The sequence below is a fragment of the Comamonas sp. genome (assembly GCF_036666375.1).
In the GTDB taxonomy this organism is placed as follows: domain Bacteria; phylum Pseudomonadota; class Gammaproteobacteria; order Burkholderiales; family Burkholderiaceae_C; genus Comamonas.
Window position 1 is genome coordinate 14268 of sequence record NZ_JAVWWA010000063.1, and the last position, 13391, is coordinate 27658.

The following is a 13391-nucleotide window of genomic DNA, read 5'->3' on the forward strand; positions in this document are numbered from 1 at the left end:
ATGACCTCCACCGTGTCCACGGCCGCGAAAGCGCCCGCGCAGCCGGTTCCGGCCCAGGCCGTGCGCTGCGCGCCGCCCTGGCGCGCGCCGCTGCTGCTGCTGATCGCCGGCCTCGCGGCCTGCGCGCTGTTTCCCGATCAACTCGGGCTGATCACGCGCATCTTCATTGCCGGGCTGTTCGTGCTGTCGCTGGACCTGGTGGTCGGCGTCGCGGGCCTGGCGACGCTGGGCCACGCGGCGCTGTTCGGCCTGGGCGCGTACGCGGCCGGCATCTTTGCGCTGCAGGTGCATGCCGATCCGCTGCTGGGCCTGGGCGTGGGCAGCGCCGCCGGCGCGCTGACGGCGCTGGTCTCGGGCGCCTTCCTGCTGCGCTACCAGGGCTTCACCTTTCTGATGCTCACGGTGGCCGTGTCGCAGATCGTGCTGAGCCTGGTGCAGAAGGCGCGCGACTGGACCGGCGGCGACGACGGCCTGTCGGGCTTTGCGATGGCGCCATTGCTGGGCCGCTTCGAGTTCGATCTCGAGGGCCGGGTCGGAGCCGTCTACGCGCTGGCGGTGCTGGTGCTCATGTTCTACGCCGCCCAGCGCCTGGTGCAGTCGCCGTTCGGTCTCGCAGTACGCGGCATTCATGAAAACCGTGCGCGCATGGCGGCGCTGGGCACGCCGGTGTTCCGCCGCCTGTGGCTGCTGTACACCGTCGCCGGGGCGCTGGCCGGCGCCGCCGGCGCGCTGTCGGCCCAGACCAATGCCGTGGTCGGCACCGACAGCCTGTCGTTTGCGCTGTCCGCCGAAGCGCTGGTGATGCTCATTCTGGGCGGGGCCGGGCAGCTGACCGGCGCGCTGCTCGGCGCCACGGTGTTCACGCTGCTGCACCACACGGCGGCGTCCATCAATCCCTACCACTGGCTGTTTGTCGTCGGCGGGCTGCTGATGCTGGTGGTGTTCGTTCCGCCCACGCGGGCCTGGGCCTGGCTGCGCCGGCGCGCGGGAGGTCTGCAATGAACGCCGCAGCCGAAGTCCTGCTCGATGTGCAGGCGCTGGACAAGCGCTTTGGCGGCCTGCATGTGACGCGCAATGTCTCGTTCGCGCTGCGCGCCGGCGACCGCCTGGCGCTGATAGGCCCCAACGGCGCGGGCAAGACCACGCTGGTCAACCAGATCAGCGGCGTGCTGGCCCCCAGCGCCGGCGACATCTGGCTGCGCGGCGAGAACGTCACGCGCGCCAGCCAGGCCGAACGCGTGCGCGCCGGCCTGGCACGCACCTTCCAGATCACCACGCTCGCGCCGCATTTCCCGGTGCAGCGCCAGATCGAACTCGCGCTGTTCGAGCGCGAAGGCCTGACCGGGCGCCTGTGGCGCAGCATGGACGGCTACCCCGCGCTGCAGGCCGAGGCCGGCGACATCCTCGCGCGTTTCGGCCTGCGCGCCCACGCCGCCACGCCCACCCAGGACCTGGCCTATGGCGAGCAGCGGCTGATTGAAATGGCCCTGGCCCTGGCCTTGCGGCCCAAGGTGCTGCTGCTCGACGAGCCCATGGCCGGCGTGCCCAAGGGCGACGGCGCCCGGCTGCTGGCCGCGCTCGACGCGCTGCCGCGCGATCTCGCGGTGCTGATCATCGAACACGACATGGACCTGGTGTTTCGCTTTGCCACGCGCATCGTGGTGCTGGCCGAAGGCGCGGTGCTGGCCGACGGCAGCCCCGACGCCATACGCCGCGATCCCGCGGTGCGCGCCGCTTACCTCGGAGGCTGAAGAGATGACGACCGCAAATTCCACTCCCGTGCTCGCGCTGCGCGCTGTCGTTGCGGGCTACGGCCCGACCACGGTGCTCGACGGCCTGTCCTTCGAGATGCAGGCCGGCGAACGCCTGGCAATGATAGGCCGCAACGGCGTGGGCAAGACCACGGCGCTGCGCGCCATCATGGGCCTGGTGCCGCTGCGCAGCGGCAGCCTGCAGTTCATGGGACAGGACATCGCGGGCCTGGCGCCGCACCAGCGCGCCGCGCTGGGCCTGGGCTATGTGCCGCAGACGCGCGACATCTTTCCTTCGCTGACGGTGGAGGAGAACCTGCTGGCCGGGCTCAAGCGCCGCCCGCGCAGCGCGCTGGACGAAGCCTATGCGCTGTTTCCGCGCCTGGCCGAGCGCCGGCGCAACGGCGGCACCCAGCTGTCGGGCGGCGAGCAGCAGATGCTGTCGGTGGCGCGCGCGCTGCTGGGCCAGCCGAAACTGCTGCTGCTGGACGAGCCGCTCGAAGGCCTGGCGCCGCTGATACGGCTGGAGCTGCTGCAGGCGTTTGCGCGCATGGCGCAGCAGACCGGCATCGCCACCATCATTGTCGAGCAGCAGGTCGACGAAGCCCTGCGCTACGCGCAGCGCGCGCTCATTTTGGACCACGGCACGGTGGTGCATGCGGCGCCGGCCGCCGAACTGCTTGCAGACGAAGCTACGCTAGAGCGTTGGGTGGGCATGGCTGTCCACTGACAACCTCCTGTTTCCAACTTCATCGACCATGACCAAAAAGAACGCCAGCAAGCCTTCCGCCGCCCCCGTTTCCAGCGCCCCGCGCGTGGTGGATCTGGAGCACTACGTTCCGGCCTATCTGACCTGGATCGCCAACAAGCTCTCGCGCGGCGCCTCGCAGCACTACCTCGAGATCTTCGATGTGGGCATAGAGACCTGGCGCTGCCTGGTGCTGCTGGCCATCGAGGGCGCGATCTCGGCGCAGCAGATCTCGCGCGTGATCGGCATGGACAAGGGCTCGATCAGCCGCTGCCTCAAGGGCATGCAGGAGCGCGGGCTGATTCGCACCGAGCTCGATGCCGCCGACGGCCGGCTGCGCATTGCCGTGCTCACTCCCGAAGGCCGCACGCTGCACGACCAGATCATGGGCATGGCGCTGGAGCGCGAGCGCGCTTTTCTGTCGGTGCTCGATGACGGCGAGACCGAACTGCTGATGAGCATGCTGCGGCGCCTGCACGAGAACCTGCCCGCGGTGGAGACCGCGACGCAGGAATACGCGGCCACCCATTTTCCCCAGGCCAAGGGCGCCAAGCGGCGTCGGGCCGAAGACTAGTTTCAACAGCGAGCCGGGCGTCAACGCCCCTTACCCACCATGAGTGCATTGCAAGTCATCGTTCACAGCCGGCGCGTGGAAGCCGAAGGCATCTGCAGCTTCGAGCTGGTCCATCCCGAAGGCCAGGCGCTGCCGGCGTTCAGCGCCGGCGCGCATGTCGACGTGCATGTCGCGCCCGGGCTGGTGCGCCAGTACTCGCTGTGCAACGACCCGGCAACGCGCGACCATTACCGCATCGCCGTGCTGCGCGAGCCGCAGTCGCGCGGCGGCTCGGTGGCAATGCACGAGCAGGTGCACGAGGGGCAGCTGCTGACCATCAGCGCGCCGCGCAATCATTTCGAACTCGCGCCCGGGGCGGCGCGCAGCCTGCTGCTGGCCGGCGGCATAGGCATCACGCCGATCTGGGCCATGGCCCAGGCGCTGCATTCGAGGGGTGAGGATTTCGCGCTGCACTACTGCGGCCGGTCGGCGGCGCGCATGGCCTTTGTGCCAGCGCTCAGCGAAGCGGCGTTTGCGGGCCGGGTGCAGCTGCATGCCGATGATGGCGAGCCGGCACAGCGTTTCGACGCCGATGCGCTGCTGGCCGCGCCCGAAGCCGGCGCCCATCTCTATGTCTGCGGTCCCGCGGGCTTCATGCACCATGTGCTCGAAACGGCCCGCCGCCATGGCTGGCCCGAGGCGCAGCTGCACCGCGAGTTCTTTGCCGGCACGGCCACGGCCTTGGAATCCGACGGCGCCTTCAGCGTGCGCCTGGCCAGCACGGGCCAGAGCTATGCCATTGCCAAGGACAAAAGCGTGCTCGAAGTGCTCACCGCCGCGGGCGTCGACGTGCCGTACTCGTGCGAATCGGGCATCTGCGGCAGCTGCCTCACGCGCGTGCTCGAAGGCGTGCCGGAGCACCGCGACAGCTTTCTCACCGACAGCGAGCGCGCCGCCAACGACCAGTTCACGCCCTGCTGTTCGCGCGCGCAGACACCGCTGCTGGTGCTCGATCTCTGAAGGCCGCAGTTGCATTTCCCCACCCCAAAACGAGACAGGAGACTTCCATGACCGCCACCGCTTGCATTCCCATCCAGGCTGCGTCCAGCGCGCCCGACGCCCGCCGCTTTCCGCTCGACCAATGGTATGTCGCCGGCTTTTCGTCCGAACTCACGGACAAGCCGCTGGCGCGCACCTTCCTGGGCCAGAAGGTGGTGCTGTTTCGCACCGGTGAAGGCGAAGTCGCGGCGCTGGAAGACCGCTGCTGCCACCGCTCGCTGCCGCTGTCGTGCGGCACCGTCGAGGGCGCGGGCGTGCGCTGCGGCTACCACGGCATGCTCTACGCGCCCAGCGGGCAATGTATAGAGATTCCCGGCCAGGAGCGCATTCCGTCCAAGGCGAAAGTGAAGGCCTACCAGGTGCAGGAGAAAAACCAGATCGTCTGGATCTGGATGCCGCGCGCCGAAGGCGCCGCGCCCGACAAGGCGCCGCCCGACTACCCCTTCCACGACGACCCGCGCTACAAGTTCGGCAGCGGCAACTACCATTACAACGCGCCCTGGCAGCTGATACACGACAACCTGCTGGACCTGAGCCACCTGGGCTATGTGCACCTGCAGACGATTGGCGGCAATGCGCGCCTGCACATGAACGCCGAGATGAAGGTCACGGCCGACGGCGACCGCGTCAAGGTCGTGCGCCTGATGCCGGGCTCCACGCCGCCGCCTACCTACAGGGCTGCCTGGCCGTTCGGCGAAAAATGCGACCGCTGGCAGGAAATCGAGTTCGACGTGAGCCATCTGCGCATCTGGACCGGCGCCCTCGAGCCCGGCACCGACGCCATCGACGACCCCGAACGCGGCGGTTTTCACATGCGCGGCTTCCACGGCATCACGCCCGAGACCGAAGACACCTGCCACTACTTCTGGAGCATGTCGAGCACCAAGCATCCCGATATGCCCGACAACATCGACGCCGTGATCCAGCAGACCGCGTTCACGTTCGACGAAGACCGCATCGTGATCGAAGCCCAGTACCGCAACATGCAGGAGTTCGGCGAGCGCGCGACCTGGACCGACATCCATGTCGACGTGGGCGGCAACCGCGCGCGCCGCGTGGTCTCCCGGTTGCTGGAGCAGCAGGCGGGCTGAATAGGTGCGCTGCAAGCCCGCCAGGGCGGCAGGCAGCCGCGCCAGCGCGCAACCTGCGGGCGGCGCCTGTGCTTTACCGCAGGCCCGCCAGCAGGGGCCACAGCGACAGCAGCAGCAGCCCGGCCATGGCCCAATTGAAGAACTGCAGCGCCCGCGGTGACTGCAGCCAACCGCCGATGATGGCGCCAAACAGCGTCCACACACTGATGCAGGGGTAGTTCACCACCAGCATGGTGACCGCCCCGAGAAGCAAGCTGGCCCAATAGTTACCCGGGTTGGTATAGGCGGCGATCACCCCCACCGAGAGTATCCAGGCCTTGGGATTGACCCACTGGAAAGCCGCGGCCTGCAGGAAATTGAGGGGCTTGGGGCGCGCCTGGGCGAGCTGTATGCGTCCACTGTGCGCAATTTTCCAGGCCAGCCAGAGCAGGTATACCGCGCCTACCCATTGAAGCAGCACATACAACTGCGGCATCTGTTCGAACAACTGACCCAGCCCCGCGCCCACCAGCAGCAGCATGACGGCGCCGCCCACCGAAATGCCCAGCATGTGCGGCACGCTGCGCTGGTAGCCGAAGTTGGCACCCGACGCCGCCAGCATCACATTGTTCGGCCCCGGCGTGATGGAGCTGACGACGATGAACATCGCCATCGGCAGCAACGCGGCAAACTCGGTATTGACAGGCATCCAATTCATAACGTGCTCCCAATGCAGAGCTTGCATTCTAGGTAGCTCAAGCAGTACAGTCTCAGTACAGTTTCACTAATCAATACACCCACTGTATGGCTAAAAACAACCGGCCAGATGCACCTCCAGTCCCCGGCCAGTCCGCCGCGGCCAGCAACGACCTGGGCTGGCAGCCGCTGCGCGGGCCGGGACTGCCGCCCTTGGTGGAGCAGTTGGTGGCGCACTGCACGCAACTGCTGCACAGCCACAGCCTGCGCACCGGAACGCGCATGCCCTCGGTGCGCCAGCTGGCCGATGACGCGGGCGTGAGCCGCGACACCGTGGTGCTGGCCTATGACCGCCTGGTGGCGCAAGGCGCCTTGCAATCGCGCCCCGGGGCTGGCTTTTTTGTGACCGCACAGCGCACAGCACCAGCACCGCTCAAGGACAAGAAACCGATATTGGCCGCAGACCAGGCCTTTGACACGCCCTACCTGCTGCGCAGCATGTTCCGTACGGTGGACGGCACGCAGTTCGATGGCGGCGCGGGCACCTTGCCCTCCAGCTGGATGGACCACGACATGCTCAACGCCGCCGTGCGTGCCGTGGGCCGTAGCGCGGGCATTCAGCTGCTGGGCTATGGCGCGCCGCAAGGCTACGCTGCGCTGCGCCAGCAATTGGCCGGCTATTTGATGACACAGGGTCTGACGGTGGACCCCGAGCAGCAGCTCATGACCACGGCCGGCGTCACCCACGGCATGGACCTGATCTTGCGCAGCCTGCTGCGCCCCGGCGACACCGTGCTGGTCGAGGACCCGGCATGGTTCATGGTGTTTGGCATGCTGCGTTCCCTTGGGCTGCAGGTTCAGGCCGTGCCGCGCGGGCCTGAGGGCCCGGATCTGCAGGTGCTGGAGCAACTGGCGCGAGCCCACCGCCCCAAACTGTTCATCACCAACACGGCGGTGCACAACCCCACGGGTTTCAGCCTCACGCTGGGCGTGGCCTATGACGTGCTGCGGCTGGCCGAACAGTATGACTTTGCTATTTTGGAGGATGACACCTACGCCGACTTTCACCCCGACCAGCCCGTGCGCCTGGCGACACTGGACCGGCTGCGCCGCGTCATGCTGGTCGGCGGTTTCTCCAAGACCCTGGCGGGCAGTCTGCGCATGGGCTACATCGCGGCCCAGCCCCAGCGCATCGCCGCGCTCACCGATGCCAAACTGCTCAGCGGCCTGACCACATCGGAACTGGGCGAGCGCGTGGTGCATCGCATTCTGGCCGATGGCCTGTACCGCAAACATGTGCTGCGCCTGCGCGAGCGATTGGACGAAGCGCGGCAACGCTGCCTCAAATTCGTGAACCATCTGGGTCTGCAAGTGCACCAGGAGCCGAATGCGGGCATGTTTGTCTGGGTGGACGCAGCCCGCGATACCGAACTGCTGGCCCGCAAAGCCGCGGTTGACGGCGTGCTGTTGGCGCCCGGCGTTCTGTTTTCCGCCCACCAGCAGCCATCGACGATGCTGCGCTTGCCGGTGGCCATGGCGGACAGTGCTTCGGAACGCAGCGCGCTGACCAGCCTGCTGCGGTAGTTCCGGACTGCTTCTGTCCAGTTGGACCCACCGGCGTTTGGCGAGCGACATCGATGTGGGCGGTATCCGCGCACGCCGCATTGTCTCCAAGCTGCTTGAGCAGCAAAGCCAGGCAGACCCGGCCGCCAAGGCTTCAGGATATCGCAGCAGCCGGCGCTGCCATCTCCACGGCAGGCGGTCGCTCGCTGCCTGCCGCGCCGCTGCGCAGCCAGGCTTCGAGCGCCGAAGCAGACATCGGCCTGGCAATGAGATAGCCCTGCACCGCGGCGCAGCCGCAGCGCATGATCAAGTCGTATTGCATCTGGTCCTCCACCCCTTCGGCCACCACAGTCAAACCCAGCGAGTTGATGAGCTGCGCCATGGCAGCGAAGATCAGTCCATCGCCGCTGGACAGTCCGGCATTCACCACAAAGCTCCGGTCCAGCTTGACCGATGTAAGAGGCAGCTTCGACAATTGGGACAGTGCGGAGTAGCCCACACCAAAGTCGTCCATGGACACCCCGAATCCTTGGGTGCGCGCGGTGGTCAGGGCCTGGGTGGCGGCGGGGGTGGCAAACGCGCTTTCGGTCACTTCGATACAGAAGCGATGGGCTGTCAGGCCATGGCCCTGCACCATCGCGGCGATGTCGGCCACGACGTCGCCGCTGTCGAACTGGGTCGGGGACACGTTGAGGTTGAGTACCGGACACAGTCCGGGGCTCGTGGCTTCCCACATGGCGACCTGTGCCACGGCGATCTGCATGAGTTTCAGGCCCAGCGGGAGCATGAGGCCGGTCCTCTCCGCGAGTTGTATGAAACGGTCCGGAGGGACCAGACCGAGCCGCGGATGGTTCCAGCGCGCCAATGCCTCGACCGCCAGCACCTGGCGGTCCGAAACCCGCACGACAGGCTGGTACGCCATGCCCAACTCGCCTTCGCGCAGCAGGGCTTCGCGCAAATCCTGCTCCAGTTCGGCTTCCTGGCGCCGCGCATCGTGCATCGCAGCAGCGAACACCACGGCCTGATTGCCGCCTCGGCTCTTGGCCACATACATCGCCGCGTCGGACGCCTGGCGCAAGTCGGTCAGGCCGGCGTTGTCCGTGTGCGCAATGCCGACACTGGCGGTCAGGCGCAGGTGGCGGCCCTTGATTTCAAACGGCTGCCTGAGGGCTTCCATTACCGCGGCACTGAGCTGCTTGGCCTCGACGAGGGTGATGCCGACGACGAACAGCGCAAACTCATCGCCTCCCAGGCGGGCGACCAGCCCCCGGTCCGTGACTTTCAGCAGTCGCCGCGCAACTTCCTTCAGCACCCGGTCTCCTTCCACCGATCCAAGCGCTTCGTTGACCGTTCGGAAACGGTCGAGGTCAATGAAAAGATTGGTCGAGGGCTGGTCCTCGGGCGCATGCAGGGCACGCTGCTGCGCAATGCTGTTGCGGGTCAGCAGCCCGGTGAGGCTGTCGTTGGTCGAGGTGCGGTACAACAGGCGCTCGACAACGCGGCGATGGCGGTCGAGCCGGTCGGCGCGGCTGGTGCCAATCGCGATCACCACCCAGGTCAGGGTCATGATGGCCATGATCTGGTACACCAGCAAAGGACCGTCCGCAGGCAAGGGAATGCCCGGGCTGTCGATTCTTCGAGACACCAGCCAGCCTATCAAGAAGACCATCACGCTGGCGCTTCCCAACAGCGTCCTGGCCACATGGCCCGCGTCGGAGTCCGCGGTGAGCGCGCGCATGAAGCCATGGCGCGCGGTCCCCAGCAGCAAGGCCACCGCCAATGCTCCGAGTCCCAGAAAAGTCATGGGCCCGATCGCCCCCCAAAAGCCCGACAGCCTGCCGAGGTGACACATCAGGCCGATGAAAAGCAGCGAAAGCGCGCAGCACGCGAAAAGCTGTGACGCGACTGGACGGCGATGGCGCTTCAACACCTCGCCAAAGGACAGCATCAGCAGCGCTGTCGCGACGTTACCCGGCATGGCGGTGCGCTGTTCATTCGCGACGCCTTGCACCCCATCGGCGCCGAACGCAGCCAACCCATCGAACCACTCATGGCTGAGGGCGGGAACAGTCAATCGGACCACGAGAAACCCGATCAGCGCCGCCAACGCGACATTGGTCAGCATGGCCCACCGCGGCGATCGCCCGGACGCAGGCGCAATGCCCAGCGCGAGCAGCATCAAACACAGTGCCGTATGCGGATGCGTCGTCGGCAGGCCCGCAAGCCACGGCGAGGCTGGGTGAAAGCCCAACGCATACAGACTCAGCACCATCAGGCCGACGCCGCCGCCAAGCCAGGCGCCAATCGAGCGCGCGCGTTCAAAGGACGGCACCTTTCTCGCTCTCGGCATTCTGAGTTGATTGAGCAACGGAAGCGACCGGGCACCTGGATGCGTAGCGAGCATGGACATTCCCTTTTTCGGCTCGCCTGTGGGCGTGGCGTTGGCTTTAACTCGAGTCAACACAACAGCGATCTGACTGGCAACTTGGCAGCCGCACTGATGACCCAATCTCCGCCCTGTTCAGACGCGTGCAGTCCAAGGCAGTCGTTGTTGTCGCTCTCGGTGGAGATTCCATCATAGACGGTTGTAACAACATGCTCAAAGTGGAACAGTGCCGACGGCAATGGGCAGGCTTGTACCTGCGGGCAATGCACGGGTGCAGTGTTCAAGCTGCCGGTTGTGTCAAAGGCCTGCCTGTCTCAAATCGGGCAGATAAGCGCCCCATCGTCGCGCGTCCGGGGGCTGCGCGCGTGCATCGACCTGTAGGCCATGGGACATCGAAGAAGGCGAAGGCATTGATGTGCGGGTTGAGCGGCCCCTTGATGAAGGGCGGTGCTGGGCAGCGTGGAGAAAACGTTGTGTCGAATGTGGGGCGGCTGCACCAATGGCACACGCGCATCCCACTGTTTGGCTGCGACAGGGCGCAAAAAGCGCCGAGTAGGTAGACCTGTACGCAAATCCGGCGCCAGCATCGGCTTGTTCATCTGAGCTTTTGTATGCACATACTGCTTGTTTTGTGGTGGATGTTGCGCAAGTTGGCACACGATTTGCCTTCTACCGTGCCGCATGCAGCGATACGGCCAGGCGCTGTTGGCTGGCGTATGCACTGAACACCCGTCACGGCCCCGGTCAAGAAAGCTAGAACACCTATGAGCGCCCCCCGCTGCCGCGGCTTTTGACCTGGTGGTGCGCAATGCCCGGGTGATCACCGCGGCCGATGAAATGCACCGCGACATTGGCGTGAAGGACAGACGCATCATGCAGCTGGGCGCTGGCCTGGCGGGCGGCATCCGGGAAGTCGACGCCCAAGGCCGTGCCGTCACGCCCGGCGGCGTGGATGCCCACTGCCACCTTGAGGAAATCAGCAGCGGCCCGGTGCGCATGGGCGGGGCGCCGGATGGCGCATAGAACCGCTAAGTCCAAACTCAATGCACAGGGCCCTGTCAACTGAGCGCGATGTTCGCCGAACGGATATAGCTTCCCCAGCGCGCGTATTCGCGCTCGTAGAACTGCTGGTAGGCGGCAATCGCCATGGGCGTCATCACCATAGACATCTTGCGCATGCTCTCTATGACTTGGTGCTCGCCCAACGCACTTTCGATGGCAGAGTGCAACCTGGTAACCACGTCCGCAGGTGTCCTGGCAGGCGCCAGGAAGCCAAGCCAGGGCCCGATGTCGATAGCCACGCCAAACTCCCTGAGCGTGGGCACCTGGGGGTAGGCCGGCATGCGCTGCGGCGCGGTGATGGCCAGCATGCGCACCGTGCCTGCCGCCACATGCTGCTCCGCGACCAGCGTCGGAATGATGGCGCAATCGATCTGCTTGCCGAGCTGGGCCTGCATCAGCGGCGCGGTACTGTTGTAGGGCACATGCAGCAGGTCGGCGCCCGTGGCCTGCTTGAGCACTTCCATGATGATCTGGCCCGAACTTCCCTGCCCCCAGGAGCCATAGGTCAGCGGCTCCTTGGCCTGGCGCGCCAGTTGCAGGAATTCCGCCAAGGTTTTCGCGGGGTGCGAGGCATGGACCATCACCGTGAGCGGCGTGAACCCCAAAGGCGCGACGGCCGTGAACGCCTTGAGCGCGTCATACGGCGTGGGCTTGAGAATGTGCGGCGCAATGGAATGCGAATCTGCCGTGCCGTAGATCAGCGTATAGCCGTCTGCCGGGCTTCTGGCTCCCGCGAGGCTGCCAATGGTGCCTATTGCGCCCGGGCGGTTGTCGATGATGACGGGCTGCCCCAGACGCTGCGCCAGCACGGGTGCCATGGCGCGCACCAGCGCATCGCCGCCGCCGCCCGCGGTCCAGGGAACGATGATCTTGATGGGCTTCGATGGGTAGGCGCTGCCCTGCGCCAGACTGCCCAGTGCCGTTGCGCCGGTCGCGGGAATGGCCAGCAGCTGGAGCGCCTGTCGGCGCGTCAGGTGAGATTGCATCTTGTCTCCTTGTTGTTCTGTCTCAAATACCGTGTTCATCCAGCCAGTCCGCGACCAGCGCGGCGATCTGCGCGCTGTTGTCTTCGATCATCAGCATGTGGCCGTTGCCCAGGATTCCCCGATCGGGCAGCCAGACGAAGTCGGCCCCCAGGAAGGCGGCCAGTGGGCCGTCTGTGTCCTTGGGGTGGCGCGGGTCGTGGTCCCCTGTCAGCACCAGCATGGGCAAGCCGGCGAGCCCTTGGGGGTGCTGCAAGTACAAGCCGCTGGCACCAATATTGAAGCGCTCGTTCAGGATGCGCGGGCTTTCCGGCCCTATGGAACGGGCATAGACCTCGAACGCCTGTGGTGGAAACCTGGGGCTGTTCGCCCAGAACTTGCGAATGAAATCGCGGTCGACAAAGGCTGGGCGATCCGCGGGCGCATAGATGGCATGGCCGCCAGGGTCTGCCGCGGGCTCGGTCGGAAGCGCGGGCACGAGATTGGCAGGCGCGCCCGGTGCGAGCCCGACCACGGCGACCACATGCTCACGGAAATTTTCCGCCACCCACCAGGCGATGGGGCCGCCCGCCGAATGCGCGAACACGATGGCCGGGCCGATTTCCTGCAGCAGCGCGCCCAGCGAGCGCCCGACGTCCACCGTCGAGAGTTCGTTGAATGCGGTAGAACTTGGCGAGCGGCCATGGCCGGGCCAGTCCATCACATACACATCGTGACCGCGCCGTGCAAAGAGCGGGGCCCAGCCTTCGCGCCCGTCGGGCGTGGCCAGATAGGCCGTGCCGTTGTGGAATCCGCCATGCACCATGACGATAGGCGGCTTGTGCGCACCGGGCTGGGCGGCGACGATATCGGCGTATACCGGGTGCTCGGCGGTACCGCTGTATAGGTAGTTTCGGGTCATCGAGGGCTGTCACTTTGTCGGTTGAAGCCAGGGCAGTATAGGGCGATATGGTTCCATATGGAACTATATGCGGCCTGGGTATTCCCCAGGTGCATGCGCTGTTCCTATACTCGCGGCATGCCCAATGACCTCGCCATGCAGCCGCCCATCAGAGACATACTCGACGGGGTGAAAATCCCCTTCGCCTACAAGCTGGGCTACATGATTAACTCCTACCGCGAGCCATCATTCCGTGCCATCGAGGCCACGCACGGGCTCACGCGCCCGGAGATCCTGTCGCTGATCTTTCTCTACTTCCGCGATGGCATTTCGGCGGCCGACATCTGCGACTTCTCCGGTCACCTGAAAAACAATATCAGCCGCGCCATCACCGCCCTCGAAGCCAAGGGCCTGGTGCGCCGCGAGTCCGATCCGCAGGACAAACGCCGACTCACCATTCACATCACCGCAGAGGGCCGGCGCATGCATGACACCTTCATGCCGGCGCTGGAGAAGCGGGAAAACGACATGATGTCCTGCCTATCGGCCGCGGAACGGGCGACGTTCGAAGGCTTGCTGCAGAAGCTTTGTGCGCATGGGCCTGAGTGGAATGGCAAGGAGCATTGGCGGTTGTGAGCTA

Annotated in this window: 13 protein-coding genes; 9 read left to right on the plus strand and 4 right to left on the minus strand. The window is 66.0% G+C overall.

Annotated features, from left to right (window positions below; genetic code table 11):
• From RR928_RS15435 to RR928_RS15460, 6 genes are read left to right on the plus strand one after another with little or no spacing between them, the layout of a single operon-like run.
• Positions 1–1002 (plus strand): branched-chain amino acid ABC transporter permease, encoded by a 1002-nt coding sequence (locus RR928_RS15435; RefSeq protein ID WP_332538382.1) that lies wholly within the window; start codon positions 1–3, stop codon positions 1000–1002.
• Entirely contained in the window at positions 999–1751 is a 753-nt protein-coding gene (locus RR928_RS15440; protein WP_332549123.1) for an ABC transporter ATP-binding protein, read from the plus strand. The genes RR928_RS15435 and RR928_RS15440 overlap by 4 nt, the downstream gene beginning before the upstream one ends.
• Before the next feature lie 4 nt (positions 1752–1755).
• A complete protein-coding gene (locus RR928_RS15445; protein ID WP_332538385.1) occupies positions 1756–2481 on the plus strand; it encodes an ABC transporter ATP-binding protein in 726 nt (241 codons plus the stop codon).
• A 28-nt stretch (positions 2482–2509) separates the two neighbouring features.
• On the plus strand, positions 2510–3073 hold the full coding sequence (locus RR928_RS15450; RefSeq protein WP_332538386.1) for a MarR family winged helix-turn-helix transcriptional regulator: 564 nt from the start codon (positions 2510–2512) through the stop codon (positions 3071–3073).
• A gap of 39 nt (positions 3074–3112) precedes the next feature.
• A complete protein-coding gene (locus RR928_RS15455) occupies positions 3113–4072 on the plus strand; it encodes a PDR/VanB family oxidoreductase (RefSeq protein WP_332683198.1) in 960 nt (319 codons plus the stop codon).
• Positions 4073–4119: 47 nt separating this feature from the next.
• Complete coding sequence (locus tag RR928_RS15460) at positions 4120–5202, plus strand: aromatic ring-hydroxylating dioxygenase subunit alpha (protein WP_332538390.1); 1083 nt, start codon at positions 4120–4122, stop codon at positions 5200–5202.
• A 73-nt stretch (positions 5203–5275) separates the two neighbouring features.
• On the opposite strand, the gene RR928_RS15465 is transcribed toward RR928_RS15460, so the two are convergent.
• Positions 5276–5899 carry a LysE family translocator gene (locus RR928_RS15465; protein WP_332538391.1) on the minus strand — a complete coding sequence of 208 codons (624 nt, stop codon included), beginning with the start codon at positions 5897–5899 and terminating at the stop codon, positions 5276–5278.
• An 86-nt stretch (positions 5900–5985) separates the two neighbouring features.
• Here RR928_RS15465 and RR928_RS15470 point away from each other — a divergent pair, with 86 nt between their 5' ends.
• A complete protein-coding gene (locus RR928_RS15470; protein WP_332538393.1) occupies positions 5986–7461 on the plus strand; it encodes an aminotransferase-like domain-containing protein in 1476 nt (491 codons plus the stop codon).
• A gap of 133 nt (positions 7462–7594) precedes the next feature.
• Here the strand turns inward: RR928_RS15470 and RR928_RS15475 are convergent, their stop codons facing one another.
• Entirely contained in the window at positions 7595–9844 is a 2250-nt protein-coding gene (locus tag RR928_RS15475; protein WP_332683201.1) for a putative bifunctional diguanylate cyclase/phosphodiesterase, read from the minus strand.
• A 783-nt stretch (positions 9845–10627) separates the two neighbouring features.
• Between RR928_RS15475 and RR928_RS15480 the strand changes: the two genes are divergently transcribed.
• Positions 10628–10849, plus strand: coding sequence for a hypothetical protein (locus RR928_RS15480; protein WP_332538396.1), 222 nt, complete (start codon positions 10628–10630; stop codon positions 10847–10849).
• A gap of 35 nt (positions 10850–10884) precedes the next feature.
• On the opposite strand, the gene RR928_RS15485 is transcribed toward RR928_RS15480, so the two are convergent.
• Together RR928_RS15485 and RR928_RS15490 are read right to left on the minus strand one after the other, a co-directional pair.
• On the minus strand, positions 10885–11874 hold the full coding sequence (locus RR928_RS15485; protein WP_332683203.1) for a Bug family tripartite tricarboxylate transporter substrate binding protein: 990 nt from the start codon (positions 11872–11874) through the stop codon (positions 10885–10887).
• Positions 11875–11896: 22 nt separating this feature from the next.
• Positions 11897–12772, minus strand: a complete 876-nt coding sequence (locus tag RR928_RS15490) for an alpha/beta fold hydrolase (protein WP_332538398.1) — start codon at positions 12770–12772, stop codon at positions 11897–11899.
• A gap of 117 nt (positions 12773–12889) precedes the next feature.
• Here RR928_RS15490 and RR928_RS15495 point away from each other — a divergent pair, with 117 nt between their 5' ends.
• Positions 12890–13387, plus strand: coding sequence for a MarR family winged helix-turn-helix transcriptional regulator (locus RR928_RS15495; protein ID WP_332538399.1), 498 nt, complete (start codon positions 12890–12892; stop codon positions 13385–13387).
• Positions 13388–13391 lie beyond the last annotated feature (4 nt).

Bases quoted from the DNA above. Each gene is read 5' to 3' on its own strand.
- RR928_RS15435 (WP_332538382.1), top strand. From the start codon at position 1: ATGACCTCCACCGTGTCCACGGCCGCGAAAGCGCCCGCGCAGCCGGTT.
- RR928_RS15440 (WP_332549123.1), top strand. From the start codon at position 999: ATGAACGCCGCAGCCGAAGTCCTGCTCGATGTGCAGGCGCTGGACAAG.
- RR928_RS15445 (WP_332538385.1), top strand. From the start codon at position 1,756: ATGACGACCGCAAATTCCACTCCCGTGCTCGCGCTGCGCGCTGTCGTT.
- RR928_RS15450 (WP_332538386.1), top strand. From the start codon at position 2,510: ATGACCAAAAAGAACGCCAGCAAGCCTTCCGCCGCCCCCGTTTCCAGC.
- RR928_RS15455 (WP_332683198.1), top strand. From the start codon at position 3,113: ATGAGTGCATTGCAAGTCATCGTTCACAGCCGGCGCGTGGAAGCCGAA.
- RR928_RS15460 (WP_332538390.1), top strand. From the start codon at position 4,120: ATGACCGCCACCGCTTGCATTCCCATCCAGGCTGCGTCCAGCGCGCCC.
- RR928_RS15465 (WP_332538391.1), bottom strand. From the start codon at position 5,899: ATGAATTGGATGCCTGTCAATACCGAGTTTGCCGCGTTGCTGCCGATG.
- RR928_RS15470 (WP_332538393.1), top strand. From the start codon at position 5,986: ATGGCTAAAAACAACCGGCCAGATGCACCTCCAGTCCCCGGCCAGTCC.
- RR928_RS15475 (WP_332683201.1), bottom strand. From the start codon at position 9,844: ATGCTCGCTACGCATCCAGGTGCCCGGTCGCTTCCGTTGCTCAATCAA.
- RR928_RS15485 (WP_332683203.1), bottom strand. From the start codon at position 11,874: ATGCAATCTCACCTGACGCGCCGACAGGCGCTCCAGCTGCTGGCCATT.
- RR928_RS15490 (WP_332538398.1), bottom strand. From the start codon at position 12,772: ATGACCCGAAACTACCTATACAGCGGTACCGCCGAGCACCCGGTATAC.
- RR928_RS15495 (WP_332538399.1), top strand. From the start codon at position 12,890: ATGCCCAATGACCTCGCCATGCAGCCGCCCATCAGAGACATACTCGAC.